This is a genomic window from Spirochaetota bacterium, from assembly GCA_004297825.1.
GTDB lineage: Bacteria > Spirochaetota > UBA4802 > UBA4802 > UBA5368 > FW300-bin19.
The window spans coordinates 1-16,149 of sequence record SCSX01000031.1 but is presented as its reverse complement, the minus strand read 5'-3'; the positions used below and the strand labels follow the sequence as shown (position 1 = coordinate 16,149).

Below are 16,149 nucleotides of genomic sequence, written 5' to 3'. Positions count from 1 at the left end.
CATGCTGGTAAAGATAATGTTCGCGGGCTCCGGGGGACAGGGCGTCCTCACGATGGGCAACATACTGGGCAACGCCGCCATGTACGACGACTACAACGTCACCTACCTTCCCGCGTACGGCGCCGCGGTGCGCGGCGGCACCGCCAACTGCACGATCAGCATATCGGACGAGGAGATCGCCTCTCCGGTCGCGTCGGCCCCGGATTTTGTCGTGGCGCTCAACCAGCCCTCGGCGAAGACGTTCGGGAACCGCCTGGAATCGGGTGGGCAGCTCCTGTACAATTCCAACCTGGTGCCCGATATGCCCTTCCGCGGAGATATCGACGTCTATCCCGTGCCCGCGAACGACATTGCGAAGAAGCTTGGAAACATCCGGTCGTCCAACATGGTGATACTGGGCGCCTTTATCAAGCTCACCGGCGTGATAAAGCTGGAGGCGCTCGCGAAGAGCGTGCAGTACCTGATGGGCGAGAAGAAGAAGCTCGCGGAGGTCACGATCAAGGCCATCCAAGAAGGCTACGACGGATTTCCGTTCGGGAAGTAATGGGGTCCGATATCGCCGGAAGACCCGGGACGCACATTCACTAAATAAAAGCGCGTCCGCGCGCACGACGCCGATACGCAAGGAGGACTGATATGCCGATAACCCAGGTGAGTGTCGCGCTCGAGAACAAGCCGGGAAAGTTGAACGAACTCTGCGATATCCTCGAGAAGGAGCAGATAAACATACGGGCGATCATGGCGTCCTCGGTGCTCACGCCGGTCCAGGTTCACCTGATCGTGAGCGATCCCCCGCGCGCCGAGGCGGTGCTCAGGAACAGCGGCATGACCGTTACCACGCGCGAGGTAATCGCGGTCGCCACCCCCGACCATCCCGGCGGCCTGAACGCCGTGCTGCGCCCGTTACTGGAGGCCCGGGTCAACATCGAAGCCATGTACCCCTTTATAAACCTGCGCGGCGACGAGGCCATCATGATTCTCGAGGTGGACAAGATCGTCGAGGCCAAGGAAGTCTTGAAGAAGCACTGGGTGAAAACCTACAGCACCGAGATTTACAAGTCGTAAACCATAAAAACCGGTCCGGCGTAGAGACGGCCCGGTGGGCCGTCTCTACGCCGGACCGGTTTTACAACCCCTACATTGCCGCCAGTTTCATCCCCAGCTTTTCCGCCTCCTCCATGACCCCGGTATTGGCCTCGATGTCGCCGGGGTTCATTGCGCTTCCATACACTACGCCGGCGATGGTTGTTCCCGTATAGTTGAACGAGTCCTGGAAACAGCGGATTGCGTTCACCGCGCCCGATTTAAAAGGATCGCTGTCGCCGTAGGTAATGACGATCCCCGCATTTTTCTTGAATGGATGCTTTCCGTAGCGCGCCAGGGCGAAGCATCGATCCATCCATAATTTTGTCTGCGCCGACATGTTGAACCAGTGCACCGGAGTCGCGATGACCCAGGCGTCCGCCTCGATCAGTTTTGGGAAGACCTGCTGCATGTCGTCCTTGATGACGCACCCTTTTGAATCAGGTGACTGGCATTTCCAGCAAGCCTGGCACGGCTTAATGTCCATGCCATGGATGTACAAGGAATCCACCACGGCACCTGCGGATTCCGCACCCTGTGCGAGCCGCGCGGCCAGGGCCGTGCTGTTTCCGTTTTTCCGGGGGCTCCCCAGGAGCATCAGGATTTTTTTCTGTTCGACGGTCATGTGCAACCTCTCTTGGATTGGCGTAAGAAGATCGGATCAGTGAATCACGGCGTCATCTAATTTCAAGCCGGATTTTGGTCTGGGAAAACATGGCTGATTCCGGGAGTCCCGAGAAATCGTGGGTGCCGCAAAATGTGTAGAGACGCGATTAATCGCATCTCTACACATTTTGCGGCCGGGGATCGATGCTCCACGTCCCTGAATTTCGAGATCGGTGAACACCGGCTGCGATAAATCGCGCGGGGACGCGATAAATCGCGTCCCTACTTGTCCGTAAATTTCGCTTCCCGTTTCTCAAGGAACGACGTGGTGCCCTCGCGCTTGTCGTCGCTTTCGCAGCATTCGCCGAACAGCTCGCGTTCGAACTTCAACGCGGTGGTCATTTCCATCGAAAGCCCTTCCTTGATGGCGCGCATAGCGCGGCTCACGTTCACGCGGCTCTTCCCGGCGATCGTCTTCGCGAGCTTCTTTGCCTCTTCCAGAACCTCTCCCTTGGGAGTCGCGCGGTTCACGGCGCCGTAAAGCTCGGCCTGTTTCCCGTTGATGAAATTTCCCGACAGGATGAGCTCGTACGCGCGCCCCTTGCCCACGAGACGCGTGGTCCTCTGCGTGCCGCCGTACCCGGGGATGATGCCGAGCTTGATTTCCGGAAGCCCTATCTGCGCGGTTTCGTCGGCGAGGCGGATGTGGCAGGCCAGCGCCGTCTCCATGCCGCCACCCAGGCAAAAGCCGTTGATCGCGGCGATGTAGGGCTTGTCCGAGTTCTCGATCAGGTTCAGGACCTCCTGGCCGTTCACGAGGTACTCGGCGCCGTCCTTCTTCGTGTTCCTGTCGAGGAATTCCCGTATCTCGGCCCCGGCGATGAATGCCTTGCCCGCGCCGGTGAATACGACCGCGCGCACGGCCTTGTCGGCGTTGGCGCGGACGATCGCGTCGCGGATATCGGCGAGCACGGGCTGGCTCAGGGTATTCATGGGGGGATTGTTGATGGTCATGACGGCGACACCGGACTCGTCAACGGTATAATCGCAGAATTTTTGCGCGCTCATGCAGATGCTCCTTTATTAAAAGTGGGTGATGAAAATAGCGTGAAAAGATTTGCTTGTGCCTGTTGAACGCTCATCGAGAAAACCGGTTGTGTCAAACACAATTTAACCGGCAAGGCCGATCCGGCAAGGGCGTGATCTGTCGCTGAAATATATCTTCCGGGTGTGAATTAATGTTCGGGCGTTCCCAAACGGGAAAACCGTTCATATTTTTCATTTCCCATTCGTATCTATTTGGGACGCTCAGTTTTATCCCGGAGGATACGGAATGCTTCGCACTTCTATAAACATGAGCCACATCGTCTTCGTGAATATCGCCCTTGCCGCGGCAAAGCTTGGAACAACTCGCCAGGCGGTCGTCATCATGCTCCTGAAGCGCGTTCTGCGCGATATTGACCGGTTTCAGGGAGGGTTTACTTTGGTGAGGTATCAGCCCCGTGATCCCTGGAAACGATGGCATTGCTTTCCTATTTGCTTCAGGAAGAACGAGAATGAGTTCGCCTCGGATTTCCGTAAGTTGAGCCGGTTCTCGGTCTCGCATCTGGTAGCCATCGCGACGAAGCGCTACCTGCACGAGTTGCTGTGCGATTCAGCCGGAAGGCATAATTATGTTCGGTTCCCCCCTTATGCCATCGGCCAAAGGAGCGCAGGGGGCATACTGTGCTGGGAATTCTACTGGGGAGACACCGAAAACCACCCGAAAAGGGCCTCCCCCACGAAAATACTCCGCCGCACCGCTTCACATTAAGCATCTTTCGTCCGCGCGCACACCAAACCAGGAGTGAGGTATGCCCATGCACGCCCATCTTCCCGGAAAATAATTCATATACAGTACGCCCTTCCGGAAGCGCGCGCTTATCGGCTGCTGGCAGACTCCTTTGCCAGCACCAGCAGGGTGAGCGCGCGGTTGTACGGAACCGGTATCCCCGATTCTTCTCCGAAAGCGGCAATAGCGCCGTTGATAGCCTGGATCTCAGTCCGCCGGCCCGCGCGCAGGTCTTGAAGCATGGAGCAGAGGTTTTTCGCGGTCGAGGCGCACACCTCACTGACTTCCCGCCGCAACGAAGCGGTATCGAACCCGAGCCCGCGCGCCCGGGCGACGGCCGCGGCCTCCGTGACGATTGCATCCTGCAAATCCGCCACCCCGGGAAGATCGAGCAGCGCGCCGTTGGGCACGTCCAGAAGGGCTCCCAGGGGGTTGATCGCCGCGTTTATGATCGCCTTGCGCCACACGATCTCTTCCGGCGTTGCGCTCACCATGACGTCCAGCCCCGCGCGGGTGAGCGCGCGATCCACGCGCCCGGTCGCGTCCGCGTTCGCGCCTCCTATGGTGACCCTGCTCCCGCCGCCGTGAACGACGGTATGGGGGTCCGTCTTGGCGGCGCCTATCACTGTGGACCCGTATACCAGGCGGCCGGTGCCCACGGCACGGGCGATCACCTGGGCGTTTCCGAGCCCGTTCTGCAGGCTCACCACGACAGCGTCGCGATCGAGGGACGGGGCAATGGCTGCGATGGCATCCGCCGTGGAATAGCTCTTTACGAACAGGAGCACCATTCCACAGCCGGACAGTATCCCCGGGTCGCCGGACACGTTTCCCGCGAGGAGCGTATCAGCCCCCCCGAATTTCACGCTGACGCCCTGCCGGAAGGATCTCCTCACCACATCCGAGGTTTCGTACAGGCGCCATTCCATACCCGCCCGCTGGAAAAAATACGCGAAGAGCGCCCCCATCGCGCCGCCGCCGGCTATTCCCGGTATCATCGATCAATTTCCCCTTTCGCCCGCGATTATGCGGTCCGTATTCACGACTGTCAACACTAATGACGCCGTGCAGGCGGCCGCGCGGCTCCCTAAATTTAACCGGGAGGAACGTTATTTTGTGGATTTATGGGCAACGGGGTATAACATTAGTGTATTGGATTTACATGGTATGAAGAACAAGCTCACATTCGATTACCGGCACGTCCTGAACTCGATTCCCAGCGTGGCGGTGATCATCGACCGTAACGGAAAAATACTCGAACTCAATCCCTACGCGCGCAGGATTTACAGGGACCGGAACGTCGTCGGCAAATACTGCGAGGAGGTGTTCGTCAACTGCGGGAAGCGCGAGGATGGCTGCCCCATCCGCACGGGCAGGGCACCCGGGGTAGGGCGGATCGAAACGGTGCGGCAGAATATACGCGTCGAGAACGGTGAGGAAGAGGTGCGCTGCAGGGTGGTCCCCGCTGAGACCGAGGGTGGGGAGACCGTGTACCTGCACGTGGTAATGGACAAGGACCTCCTCGCGCGCGAGAAGCTCGTCGAGCTCGAGAAAAACCTCACCATCACCACGCTTACCGCGGGGATCGCGCACGAGTTCAACAACATGAACGCCGGCATCTTCGGGCTCGTCGAGCTCGTCCTGGCGCAGGAGATCCTCTCGGAGCAGGGAGTGGACGATCTCTCCACCATACTCAAGATCATAAAGCGCGCGAGCCATCTTATAGACCAGCTCCTCATTTTCGCCAACAAGAAGCCCTCCCGCCGGGTGCTCATACGGATCGAGAATATACTCGACGACTGCGTGAGGATACTTCGTCCCGAGCTGCTGTCCGAGGGCATAGAGGTCGAGATTACGAAGGGAGAGCCCATAGAAGAGCTTTTCCTGGACGAGAACAAGATCAGCCTCGCGTTCATGAACATCATAATCAACGCGCGCCATGCGATGCTGTACAGCCAGGAGAAGAAGCTTCGAATCGAAACGGGCAAGGAAGAGGATTTTGCCGTGGTGAAGATCCAGGACTTTGGTCCGGGTATTCCCCTCGAGCTGCAGGACCGGATATTTGAGCCCTTTTTCACGACGAAGGGCCCCCTGGGCCATTCGCACATTCCGGGGACGGGCCTGGGGCTTTCGGTGGCGGCCGGCGTGATCCACGACCACAACGGAACCATCGAGGTGGAGAGCGAGGCGGGCAGGGGCTCCACCTTCATCATTCGCCTCCCCATCGATACGGGAAGCGAGGTAGACAAGGAGGTCCAGGGAAAATTCAAGGGGTATGACTTCACCGGGAAGCGGATCGTCGTCGTCGATGACGAGGAGGACCTTAACAACCTTCTCACCCGGGCGCTCGCGTCCAAGGGCGCCGACGCCGTATCCCTCTACAGCGGCACACAGGCGCTCGAGTATCTCGCGGCCAACGAGGTGGAGCTTCTCCTCCTGGACATTCAGATGCCCGATATCAACGGCTGGAACGTACTGGGCGGACTTGCCTTCAACGATACCAGGCCGCGGGTCATTCTCATTTCGGGAAACCACATGGTCCTGGGCGCCGCCGACGAGGGCCTGGTGGACCGGGTGCTCGTAAAGCCCTTTGGACTGGACGACCTTTTCCGCGCCGTGTCCGAGGTCCTGGGCCTGCGCCGGAAAAAGATATAATCGGTAAAACTCACTTGATTTTTTCCTCCCGCTTTTGTACCACTGGCGCTTGTCCCTTCCGGACGCACCTCATCGAATGTTCGTGCACGAGGTAGATTATGGCAATGACCATCACTGAAAAGATTCTTGCGGCGCATTGCGGCCGTGACCGGGTGGAGCCGGGCGATCTCATCGAGGCGTCGGTGGATCTCGTGCTTGGCAACGACATCACGGCGCCCATCGCGATAAAGGAGTTCAACGAGCTGGGCATCGACAGGGTGTTCGACCCCGGGAAGATCGCGCTCATCCCCGACCACTTCACGCCCAACAAGGACATTCAGTCCGCCCAGCAGGTGAAGGTGCTCAGGGATTTCGCGCGCGCCCAGGGGATACTCCATTTCTACGACGTGGGACGCGTGGGGGTAGAGCACGCCCTTCTGCCGGAGCTGGGACTGGTGCGGCCGGGCATGCTCATTGTGGGTGCCGATTCGCATACCTGCACCTACGGGGCGCTGGGGGCATTCTCAACCGGGGTAGGTTCCACGGACATGGCCGCGGCCATGGCGACCGGGAAGGCCTGGTTTAAGGTGCCCGAATCCATGATGTTCGTCTTCAAGGGGACCCTCCGTCCGTACGTGTCGGGGAAAGACCTCATACTGCACACTATCGGCGACATAGGTGTTGATGGTGCGTTATACCGGGCGATGGAATTCTCCGGCGACGCGATCTCCGGGCTCTCGGTCGAGGGCAGGCTCACCATGGCGAACATGGCCGTCGAGGCCGGCGGCAAGAACGGGATCTTCGCGGCCGACGGGAAAACGATCGAGTACGTGAAATCCCGCAGCACCTGCGGCTTCCAGGCGTATGAAAGCGATCCACTCGCGAATTATGCCGAGGTGAGGGAATACGACGCGTCCCGGATAGAGCCCCTCGTGGCCTACCCGCATCTTCCCGAGAACACGAAACCGGCGCGCGAGAGCGGCGTGCTCATAGACCAGGTCGTGATAGGATCGTGCACCAACGGGCGCATCGAGGACCTGCGCGAGGCGGCAGCCGTTCTCCGCGGGCGCACGGTGCACAGGGATGTGCGCCTCATCGTGATCCCGGCGACCCAGGAGATATACCGGCAGGCAATGAAGGAAGGCCTGTTCGACGTGTTCATAGACGCCCAGGGAGTGGTCTCCGCCCCCACCTGCGGTCCGTGCCTGGGCGGTCACATGGGCATACTCGCGGAAGGCGAGAAATGCGTGGCTACCACCAACAGGAATTTCGTGGGACGCATGGGGCACCCCAAGAGCGAGGTGTACCTCGCGAATCCCGCGGTCGCCGCGGCGTCGGCCGTGCTCGGCAGGATCGCGCACCCGGACGAATTACAATAAACCCAGGAATGAGGACGCCATGAAACTGACAGGAAACGCGTGGAAGTTCGGCGACGACGTCAATACCGACGAGATCATCCCGGCGCGCTATCTCACCACGAGCGATCCGGTGGAGCTCGCGAAACACTGCATGGAGGACGCCGATCCCGACTTCATGCGAAAGATCGCTAAGGGCGATATTATCGTCGCCGGGAAAAATTTCGGGTGCGGATCGTCCCGAGAGCACGCCCCCATATCCATCAAGGCCGCGCACCTCTCGTGCGTGATCGCCGACAGCTTCGCGCGCATCTTCTACCGCAACAGCATCAACATAGGGCTGCCCATCGTCGAATCGCGCGAGGCGGCGCTCGACATAGCCCCGGGCGACCGCATAGAGGTGGACCTGGATTCGGGCGAAATCTTCAACAGGACGAAAGGGAAATCGTATAAATCCAAACCATTCCCGCCGTTCATGCAGGACCTCATCTCCAAGGGAGGACTCATGAACAAGGTGAGGAGCGAGCTGCAGGGAAAAGAACAGGGGCGCGGGCGGGGCTAGAATATACGCACGTAGTTTTTTGGTTCGATGATGCTGCCCTTCACCTGGAAGGGGATCACGTACCAGCGGTCGCGCTTGTATTTCGAGAGCAGGGCGAGCGTGGCGGGGTTTGGAAGGTCCTGGATGAAGGTGGTCGTGAATTCCAGGTCGATCTTCATATCGCCCTCGAGTTCCCTCGTAAAGCTCCCGTCCATTTTTATGCGTACATCCTGCGAGTTGAACATGAACGAATTGATCTGATACGACTTGCCCGACAGGGTTAAATTCCCGTACACCTTGTTGAACTCCAGGTCGGTAAGTTTGTACTTGAGCTCCTCGAGCCAGACCCCAAGGCCGTTCTGTATTCCCGTGTTGACCAGCTTCCCGCGGTCTATGGAAAACTCGATCTTCCCCATTACGGAATCGAGTACCTGCACGCCCGGCTGTACGCTGAAGGCGAGGTCCACACTGCCGGACGCGGTCCCGAACACGCGGTCGCGGAAGTTCTCCGTGAGCCGGCCCACGTTCTGGGTTTTCACCCCGGAAAAACCCACGTTGAAGTGAACATAGGGCTTATCCATCGAGAGGTCCAGCCCCCCCTTACCCTTGATCTCCCCTCCGAACATCTGCGCCGAGATATTTTCGGCGACGAGCTTTCCCGCGGTGAAGAGGTAATCGAGCGAGCACTTCGTGAGGGCGACCTTGTCGACCTGGACCGAATCGGCGCCTATGTGCCCCTGGATCTCCAGCGGCAGGCGGATCGGGGGCGTTTCGTCGGTGCCGCGCGGGACCGCGTCTTCCTGCCCCTGCGCCGGGTAGACGAATTCCCGCATGTTCACATTAAGGTTTATCTTCCTGAAATTCCCGTCCGTGCTCGATACCACGAGCTCCGCGGGCTGGTCGTAGAGGAGAAGTGTCGCGGGCGTGGGTTCGATGACGCTGTTCGCGATCACCGCCCTGAATTTCAGATCCCTGACGATCCGCCGCCGGGGGTCATAGCCCGCGTCGGTCTCGATCACGCCGCTGTAGCGTCCCTGGCTGAAGGCCAGCTCGCCGCGGACCGTTCCGTAAAGCCCGGCGGGCGCCTGTTTCAGCGCGAGGGGGAGTTCGGCAAGGCGCGCATCGATCCCCCCGATTTTAAAGCGTAAAACGTCGCCCGAGAAGTTGAAAAGAAAATCGTTCACGACCAACGATGTCGAGAGAAACCGCGCCTCGATATTAAGCAGCGACACGGTCTCGCCGGCTATATCCACCCGGCAGCCCCCGTTTACCTCCAGGGGCTTTCCGCCCGCCAGCGTGGAAACGCCTTTCAATGAGCCCTCGACCGCGGCCTCGGTGATCTTGAGTCCGGTGACCCGTCCGGTCACGTCGAGGAAGGGGAGGGACAGGTTTTTCCCCCAGGTATACACCCAGAGCAGAGAGCACTGCGTGAGCCCGGTTTCGCCCGTTATCTCGAACCCGCCGTCCAGCGCGAGCGTAACCGCGGGTTTTACGATCCCGCGGCCCGCCGGAAGCACTATGCTGCAATCGTAAAAGCGCAGCCTGTTTTTTTCCAGGAACTCGAGGGAAGCATCGATGCCGTATTCGCCCTCGAGCGGTTTGAGTTTGCGCGGCGGGTTCTTGAGGCTTATGCGTGCGTTTTCGAGCGCGATCGATTCGATGGTGGTCGTGATGGACGACGTCTCGTCGCTCTTGAGTCCCCGGGCGACGCGCTCAAGGTTGGATACGCCGTCCTTGAAGCAGATGTTCAGGAAGAGCTTCTCCGCGCTTACATGGTTGAGATCGAACCGCCGGTAGAGCGCGAGCCTGAAAAGGGAAAATCGCAGGCTTAGGCGTTCCGCCGATACGAGCACCTCGCCGCAATGGCCTTCCGGGTCGTACACGGTCACGCCGCGCAGCACGATGCCGCGCAGGCTGTAATCGAGCCCCTCGATCCTGACCTTGCACTTGAGCGCCTCCTCGGCCTTCGCGTTCAGGAGGACGAGCATATTCTCCCTGGGGTAGAAACGGTAAACGAGGAAGATGCCGGTTGCTGAGATGGCGAGCAGTAATGTCAGGGCAAGGAGTGCATATTTAACTATTCTTACGCTCTTCACGTTTCTTTTCCATTACGGCTTTCTTGCGATAGAACTGGACGTTTTTCTCGAGCTCCTCCATGTCGGAGCAGAGAATCTTGCCGTCTTCGAGCCTGATGTGCTTGTCCTCCAGGAGCTGTACGGAGAGCGCCTCGGCTTTCTCGGGGGGAATGCCCACCATGTGAAAGAGCTCCTTGAGACCGAACTCAAAATTGTGCGGGGTTTTGGGCTGCAGCTTGATTTTCTGCTTCTCGATCTGTATGAGCAGGGTGTCGTAGATGCGCCCCAGCGGATCCTTGATCATAAGGTTTTCGAGCTGGCGGTAGGCCGTCCAGATGCGCTCGGAGAGGAGCTGGATGAGCCTGGAGGCGAGCTGCGGCTGCTGCTGCACCATGTTTTCGAAATTGGCCTTGTTGATCGCGAGAAGTGTCACGTCGCCAAAGGTGATCGCCGACGCGCTGCGGGGACGATTCTCCAGCAGCGCCATTTCGCCAAAGATATCCCCCGGCTTGAGCACCGCGAGAAGGACTTCCTCGTCGACGAGCTTGGTGATCTTTACCTTTCCCGCCTGTATGATATAGAGCTCGTTTCCCGGCTCGTTTTCGCAGAATATCATCGTGTTGTCGCGGTAGCTGCGGTTCATCCCGCCGTTCTGCGGGCTGTCGGGGACCTTGAGCGCCGCCTTCAACGCCTTGAGGCGCTGGATGGCGTTGTCCCGGTTGGGCCCGTTGGGGCAGTACTGGATGTAGCGCTGGAACGCGTAGGTCGCATGGTTGAGTATCCGCTTCTTGAGATAGTACTCCCCGGTGCTGAACAGGTGTTCCGGGTCCTCCTCCGCGGTGGTCTTGAAGGTGAGATGCGTGATGGCCTGGTCGAAATCCCTGAGCTTCTTGCTGAAGAAACGGATTATCTTCATCGCGACGGCGGGGTTCTTCTGGATGAGAATGCCGAACTGCTCGCGCTCGACCGAGATAAGCGAAACGTTGGTAAGGGCGACAGCGGTTTCGATCCTCGCGTGCCCGCTCATGCATGATATCACCCCGAAGAAGTCGCCCGGACCCAGGATGGAAAACGGGTCCTCGCCGGCCACGGGGTTCTCCTTCATGACCTTCGCCTTGCCGTTCTTGACTATGTAGAAATTGTTGGAGTCTCTTTTCCCTTCAACGGTGATAAAGGACTTTTCGATATAACTTTCTACTTTGAACTGGGTGGAAACCATTCTGCCCCTTTACCCTGCGCGTTGGGAGTCGTTCAGCACACGTTCATCCTGCCACCGCTGCGCCGCGGCTCCGTTACACGGCTCCGCGCTGCCCGGGGCGGCTGAACGTCTTGTACCCCGGGGGCAGTTCCTAAATGGGACTGATTATAATTAAATTCGGTAGAAAAGCAAGTCATTTCAAGAATTTTATTCCCGGGTACCTGTTTATTTGACCCGCCCGGAAAGAATGGTTCCTGAAAATGCCTTACCAAAGGACCGGGAGAGAGGGGGATGGGACGAGATGAGGAGGTTAATTTTCAGTCGGTAGAGAGGAACTTCTCGAGGTACTCCGTGAGATCGCCGATATTCTTGCGGATCATCGACCTGAATTCGGGCGGGATGTTCTGGGACATGACCACCTTGTAATAATTGATGGCGTCCTTCACCTTGCGGCGGCGGATGAATTCGCTCGCGCGGTCGAGCATGGGCTTGTACTTGTAATACGAATACTCGAGTATATTCTTTTCCCTGGCGAGACTGAACTCGTCGGGGAGCTTCGAAAAATCGTAGCTCACCTTGAGAACGGGAAGCTCGCGCGCCTTGCGCCTGGTGTTCTTGAGAAACTTTTCGTAGAACCGCTCGTCTTCCTGCTGGCGGATCGTGAATGCCCGATCGTCGACATCGTAGGAGGATTCCTCTTTTTCCTTACTGTCCCCCAGGATCTCGTAGTCCTGCTTCTTCTTGGCGCTGTCGTCCTCCAGGATTTTCGCGAAAATATCCTCGTCGGTAAGCTCGTCGACGGAGGAGGCCTCGTCCTTGTCGTAGTCCTTTTTCAGCAGCCAGTCATCCTCGTCGTCCTCTTCCTTGCGGGTGAGAGTCTCGGTACGGTCCTCACGCGTCTGTTCCGCGGGACGGACGGTGGCGGGCTCCTCGCTGCGCTCCGGCCGGGGCGTCCGCCGGGGAGCCTCTTCGCGACGCTCCGGTTCCGGCCGGGGCCGGGGCCGATCCTCCACGGGCGCTTCACGGTCGGACCTTGCGCGGGCGGCAGGGAGGCGCTCCAGAAGGTCGAGTATGGGTTTGGGGTCCAGCACGACCGGGATGGGCGATTCGTATTTCGCTTCGATAATCGTCGGGCGCGAGATCGATTCCTGCGCGCGCTCCCTGGTCTTGAGATCCTCGACGGCGCTTTCGAGCTCCTCGAGCTTCGCCTGGTACGCGTCGAAGGCCTCGTCGTCCAGGGGGACGGGGGACGCCTGGGACTCCTTCTCCATCCCGGCCGCGATCTCGCTCCTGATCTTGGCCGTGATCTGGTCGGCGATGCCGTTGATATCGATCACCACGGGCTGCTGAACCGCGGGCGCGGTGAGGCCTATCTGTATCCGGTCGGGTATGGAGAGCGGTCCGTCCAGGGATATCCTGAGCTCGCGGGACTGCTTCGGCTGAACTGGTTCGGCGAGCTTCTCCTTGCGCTGGGTATCGAGCATTTCCCTGTACTTTTTCAGGTACTCGATGTTCGCCTCGATCTTGTGGTTCGTTTCGAGGTCGTTGATGCGCGCGTTCACACCCTCGTAGAGGGAGACCGCGGTGTTGAAATCGGATTTCTTGGCGTAGATTTCGGCGTTCATGAGCGTGCGCCGATATACCCTGAACCGCGAGTTTTCGTTTATGATTTCATCGGTGGGATAGGGAAGCTTGAATTCCTCGTCCACTTCCGTGCGCGGCGCGGATTCCGGGGGGTCGGTCGCGCGCCGCGTGAACTTTCGTTCCTCCGGGTAGTTTTCCTCTATCTCCTTGTCCGATGCGCGTCTTCGCAGGAGAATATCGGACCTGGGCTGTTCCTGCTTTTCCCGTTCGACCTTGAGGTCGTCGGTGCTGAACAGCGCCCACGCGAGGATGATGAGGATAACGAGCAGGATGATAATCAGTGCAATGTTCATGTCTTTATAATATAGCCTTACGAGGAGCGCCCGGCAGAAAATACGCAACGGGCGCGCCTGAAAAGGTCCGCCTGTATATCTTTTCGGCCGTCGTACGGCTAATAGTGAGCCGCATTTTCCTTTACGGGGCCACCAGCACGAGCACGGAAAGGCGCTGCACGTAGTAGCGGTCTCCCTCCAGGGGCTGCCCTGTCCCCGGTTCCAGGATATCCGCGGGCGAGGGCAGCGAGGTATCGACCACGCGCCGCCACCGGGCGCCGGAGGGGGAAGGGGGGATTTGGGTAAACCGCCCGCAGAGCGAGGCGTTGAAGGCCATGTAGATATCGGGGCACGAACGGCCCGATTCAAGGCGCGCGTATTCCCCGTTCAGCATGCACGCGGTGAACCGGCTGTCGTCGCTCCAGTCCGGCTCCCAGGCTTTAACCCCGTGCCAGGTGACATCCGGCGAAGAGAGGCCTCCGTACGCTTCACCGGTGAAGAAGTCGCCGCGGCGGAGCAGGGGGTGCTCCCTGCGGAATCGCATGATAAGCCGCGTGAACCGGGCGATTCCCTCGTGCCTCTGGGGGCCGCTCCAGTCTACCCAGGAGATCTCGTTATCCTGGCAGTACGCGTTGTTGTTGCCGCGCTGGGTGCGTCGGAATTCGTCGCCCGCGAGGAGCATGGGCACTCCCTGTGAGAGAAACAGGGTGGCGAGCAGGTTCTTCGCGTGACGGGCGCGCAACCGTTCGACGAGCGGGGTAGCCGCGGCTCCCTCTATCCCGAAGTTCATCGAGATATTGTAATTTTCCCCGTCCCTGTTTTCCTCCCCGTTTTCCTTATTGTGCTTCCGGGCGTAGGAGACCAGGTCGTTCAGGGTGAAGCCGTCATGGCAGGTGATGAAATTCACGCTGTGCAGGGGACTCTGCTTGCCGAAATAAAGGTCGCGGCTTCCCATGAGCCTGGTCGCGAAACTGCCCGCGCTCCCGGACTCCCCGCGCCAGAAGCGCCGCACATCGTCGCGGTACTTGCCGTTCCATTCGGCCCAACGCCCGGGGAAATCGCCAACCTGGTAGGCCCCTCCCGCGTCCCAGGCCTCTGCTATGATTTTTGCGTTACGCAGGATCGGGTCCTCGGCGATGCGCTCCAGGAGGGGAGGATTCGCCTGCATGTTACCCTCCTGGTCGCGTCCCAGGATGGACGCCAGGTCGAACCTGAAGCCATCCACCCGCATCTCGATCACCCAGTAGCGCAGGCAGTCAAGGATGAAGTCGCGTACGAAGGGATGGTTGCAGTTGAAGGTGTTGCCGCAGCCCGAGAGATTCTTATAGAAGCGGCGATTCTCCTGGAGCATGTAATACACCGTGTTGTCGATTCCGCGGAAGCACAGGGTGGGCCCAAGGTGATCCCCCTCGGCGGTATGGTTGAAGACGATATCCAGGATCACCTCGATGCCCGCCTTGTGGAATTCGTACACCATCTCCTTGAATTCCTGGTACTGTTCTCCCATGCGCCCGCTGTGCGAGAAGCGGCCGCGCGGGGCGAAGAACGAGATGGTGCTGTAGCCCCAGTAGTTTTTCAGCTTTTCGCCGGTGCGGGGATTGACGTTTACGTTTTCTTCCTCGTCGAACTCCTGGATGGGCATGAGCTCCACCGCGGTCACACCCAATTCTTTCATATAGGGAATTTTATCCGTGAGCCCGCGAAAGGTGCCGGGGTAATCCGTTTTGGACGAGGTGTGCGCGGTGAAGCCCTTTACGTGAAGCTCGTAAATCACGGTGTCCTTCATCGGGGTGCCCAGTTGACGGTCGAACCAGTCGAAGTCCGTATTCACGATGACGCATTTGGGCGCCCCCGGGGCGCTGTCTACAGTCGAATAGGAGAGGTCCTGCACGGGGTGAGCGGTGTCGAATCCGCGGGCGTCGGAAAGGTCCCATTTGAAGTTGCCGCTCACGCTGCGCGCGTAGGGGTCGAGCACCAGCTTGTTCCTGTTGAAGCGAAAGCCCCGCTCTGGGTCATACGGCCCGTCAATCCGGTAGCCGTAGAGCTGGCCTTCGCGTATCCCCTCCGCCCAGATATGCCATATATCGCCGGTCCTGTTCCTGAGCGGATCGAAGGCAATCTCCTCGGTCATGCCGTTGTCCGCTGCGAAAAGGACGAGACTCACCGCCGTGGCGTTGCGTGAGAACAGGGAGAACTGGGCGCCGTTTCGGTCGAGCTTGACGCCAAGGGGAAGGGGGTAACCCGGCAGCGTGACGCGGGCCGGGGACGCGGGGCCGGCCATGCTATTGTCCCTGCAGGGTTACGGTGGCGATCACCTTGAGATACAGCTTGGGATTCGACTTGTCATTGGTATAAACCGTCACCGTCTTGGACATCTTTTCCGCCTTGGCCGCCGCGGTGAGTCCCACCTCAATCCTGCCCTCGCCGCCGGCGGGGATGTCCTTCTCGGTGAGAAGGACGGAGGTGCAGCCTCAACCCGGGCTCACCTTCGTGATGGTGAGCGTGCCGGCCCCCGTGTTCCGAAAGGTGAAGACATGGGTGAGCGCGGCCTTTGGAGCGACGGTCCCGAAATCGAACTCCTGCTCGGCAAACTGGATACGGGGGGCGTCGCATGCTGCATTCAGGAATACTGCGATACAGGCGAAGAGACATGCGCGCGAAATTTTCGCAACGATCTTCATACGGAATAAGCATGTACCCGCGCGGCTCTAAAACATCAAGCTTTTTTCGGGGAATTCAGGGGACTCCGGTCATGGATGCGAATTAAAATCCGGGTGTTCTGAAAGGTGACCGGGTGAAAATGTTACTATTTTTCGCCCCTCCTCCGTATACATTTCAGACGCTCCATTCTTTATTCGGAGAACACGGAATGCTGAGAACATCCATTAATATGAGAAACGCAATATTCGC

At 59.1% G+C, this 16,149-nt stretch carries 15 protein-coding genes; 6 read left to right on the top strand and 9 right to left on the bottom strand.

Annotation, left to right across the window (positions count from 1 at the left end; all coding sequences use genetic code 11):
* The first annotated feature begins 1 nt into the window (after position 1).
* Both EPN93_05960 and EPN93_05955 read left to right on the top strand, forming a co-directional pair.
* Complete coding sequence (locus tag EPN93_05960) at positions 2-544, top strand: 2-oxoacid:ferredoxin oxidoreductase subunit gamma (GenBank protein ID TAL37235.1); 543 nt, start codon at positions 2-4, stop codon at positions 542-544.
* 92 nt (positions 545-636) lie between these two features.
* Positions 637-1,065 (top strand): amino acid-binding protein, encoded by a 429-nt coding sequence (locus EPN93_05955; GenBank protein ID TAL37234.1) that lies wholly within the window; start codon positions 637-639, stop codon positions 1,063-1,065.
* Positions 1,066-1,135: 70 nt separating this feature from the next.
* On the opposite strand, the gene EPN93_05950 is transcribed toward EPN93_05955, so the two are convergent.
* On the bottom strand, positions 1,136-1,708 hold the full coding sequence (locus EPN93_05950) for a flavodoxin family protein (GenBank protein ID TAL37233.1): 573 nt from the start codon (positions 1,706-1,708) through the stop codon (positions 1,136-1,138).
* Between the two features lie 263 nt (positions 1,709-1,971).
* Positions 1,972-2,757: an enoyl-CoA hydratase gene (locus EPN93_05945; protein TAL37232.1), complete on the bottom strand. Its 786-nt coding sequence runs from the start codon at positions 2,755-2,757 to the stop codon at positions 1,972-1,974.
* A 265-nt stretch (positions 2,758-3,022) separates the two neighbouring features.
* Here EPN93_05945 and EPN93_05940 point away from each other — a divergent pair, with 265 nt between their 5' ends.
* Positions 3,023-3,502, top strand: coding sequence for a hypothetical protein (locus tag EPN93_05940; GenBank protein ID TAL37231.1), 480 nt, complete (start codon positions 3,023-3,025; stop codon positions 3,500-3,502).
* 107 nt (positions 3,503-3,609) lie between these two features.
* Here the strand turns inward: EPN93_05940 and EPN93_05935 are convergent, their stop codons facing one another.
* A complete protein-coding gene (locus EPN93_05935; protein ID TAL37230.1) occupies positions 3,610-4,518 on the bottom strand; it encodes a 2-dehydropantoate 2-reductase in 909 nt (302 codons plus the stop codon).
* Between the two features lie 28 nt (positions 4,519-4,546).
* Between EPN93_05935 and EPN93_05930 the strand changes: the two genes are divergently transcribed.
* From EPN93_05930 to leuD, 3 genes are all read left to right on the top strand, one after another.
* On the top strand, positions 4,547-6,175 hold the full coding sequence (locus EPN93_05930; GenBank protein ID TAL37229.1) for a hybrid sensor histidine kinase/response regulator: 1,629 nt from the start codon (positions 4,547-4,549) through the stop codon (positions 6,173-6,175).
* A gap of 98 nt (positions 6,176-6,273) precedes the next feature.
* Positions 6,274-7,533, top strand: a complete 1,260-nt coding sequence (leuC, locus tag EPN93_05925) for a 3-isopropylmalate dehydratase large subunit (GenBank protein TAL37228.1) — start codon at positions 6,274-6,276, stop codon at positions 7,531-7,533.
* Positions 7,534-7,552: 19 nt separating this feature from the next.
* Entirely contained in the window at positions 7,553-8,071 is a 519-nt protein-coding gene (gene leuD / locus EPN93_05920) for a 3-isopropylmalate dehydratase small subunit (GenBank protein TAL37227.1), read from the top strand.
* On the opposite strand, the gene EPN93_05915 is transcribed toward leuD, so the two are convergent.
* The 6 genes from EPN93_05915 to EPN93_05890 all read right to left on the bottom strand — a co-directional run bounded on the left by EPN93_05915 (position 8,068) and on the right by EPN93_05890 (position 15,920).
* Positions 8,068-10,146 carry a hypothetical protein gene (locus EPN93_05915; protein ID TAL37226.1) on the bottom strand — a complete coding sequence of 693 codons (2,079 nt, stop codon included), beginning with the start codon at positions 10,144-10,146 and terminating at the stop codon, positions 8,068-8,070. The genes leuD and EPN93_05915 overlap by 4 nt on opposite strands.
* The gene (locus EPN93_05910; protein ID TAL37225.1) at positions 10,124-11,344 is read right to left on the bottom strand and encodes a cyclic nucleotide-binding domain-containing protein; all 1,221 of its coding nucleotides are present in this window, start codon (positions 11,342-11,344) and stop codon (positions 10,124-10,126) included. Before EPN93_05910 ends, EPN93_05915 begins: the two co-directional genes overlap by 23 nt.
* A gap of 296 nt (positions 11,345-11,640) precedes the next feature.
* Entirely contained in the window at positions 11,641-13,260 is a 1,620-nt protein-coding gene (locus EPN93_05905; protein TAL37224.1) for a hypothetical protein, read from the bottom strand.
* Positions 13,261-13,381: 121 nt separating this feature from the next.
* Positions 13,382-15,520, bottom strand: a complete 2,139-nt coding sequence (glgX, locus tag EPN93_05900; protein TAL37223.1) for a glycogen debranching enzyme GlgX — start codon at positions 15,518-15,520, stop codon at positions 13,382-13,384.
* A gap of 1 nt (position 15,521) precedes the next feature.
* Positions 15,522-15,677: a DUF1573 domain-containing protein gene (locus EPN93_05895; protein TAL37222.1), complete on the bottom strand. Its 156-nt coding sequence runs from the start codon at positions 15,675-15,677 to the stop codon at positions 15,522-15,524.
* A 33-nt stretch (positions 15,678-15,710) separates the two neighbouring features.
* Positions 15,711-15,920 (bottom strand): DUF1573 domain-containing protein, encoded by a 210-nt coding sequence (locus EPN93_05890; GenBank protein TAL37221.1) that lies wholly within the window; start codon positions 15,918-15,920, stop codon positions 15,711-15,713.
* Between the last annotated feature and the right edge of the window lie 229 nt (positions 15,921-16,149).

Coding starts and splice junctions, on each gene's coding strand:
- EPN93_05960 (TAL37235.1), top strand. CDS start 2: ATGCTGGTAAAGATAATGTTCGCGGGCTCCGGGGGACAGGGCGTCCTC.
- EPN93_05955 (TAL37234.1), top strand. CDS start 637: ATGCCGATAACCCAGGTGAGTGTCGCGCTCGAGAACAAGCCGGGAAAG.
- EPN93_05950 (TAL37233.1), bottom strand. CDS start 1,708: ATGACCGTCGAACAGAAAAAAATCCTGATGCTCCTGGGGAGCCCCCGG.
- EPN93_05945 (TAL37232.1), bottom strand. CDS start 2,757: ATGAGCGCGCAAAAATTCTGCGATTATACCGTTGACGAGTCCGGTGTC.
- EPN93_05940 (TAL37231.1), top strand. CDS start 3,023: ATGCTTCGCACTTCTATAAACATGAGCCACATCGTCTTCGTGAATATC.
- EPN93_05935 (TAL37230.1), bottom strand. CDS start 4,518: ATGATACCGGGAATAGCCGGCGGCGGCGCGATGGGGGCGCTCTTCGCG.
- EPN93_05930 (TAL37229.1), top strand. CDS start 4,547: ATGCGGTCCGTATTCACGACTGTCAACACTAATGACGCCGTGCAGGCG.
- leuC (TAL37228.1), top strand. CDS start 6,274: ATGGCAATGACCATCACTGAAAAGATTCTTGCGGCGCATTGCGGCCGT.
- leuD (TAL37227.1), top strand. CDS start 7,553: ATGAAACTGACAGGAAACGCGTGGAAGTTCGGCGACGACGTCAATACC.
- EPN93_05910 (TAL37225.1), bottom strand. CDS start 11,344: ATGGTTTCCACCCAGTTCAAAGTAGAAAGTTATATCGAAAAGTCCTTT.
- EPN93_05905 (TAL37224.1), bottom strand. CDS start 13,260: ATGAACATTGCACTGATTATCATCCTGCTCGTTATCCTCATCATCCTC.
- glgX (TAL37223.1), bottom strand. CDS start 15,520: ATGGCCGGCCCCGCGTCCCCGGCCCGCGTCACGCTGCCGGGTTACCCC.
- EPN93_05890 (TAL37221.1), bottom strand. CDS start 15,920: ATGAAGATCGTTGCGAAAATTTCGCGCGCATGTCTCTTCGCCTGTATC.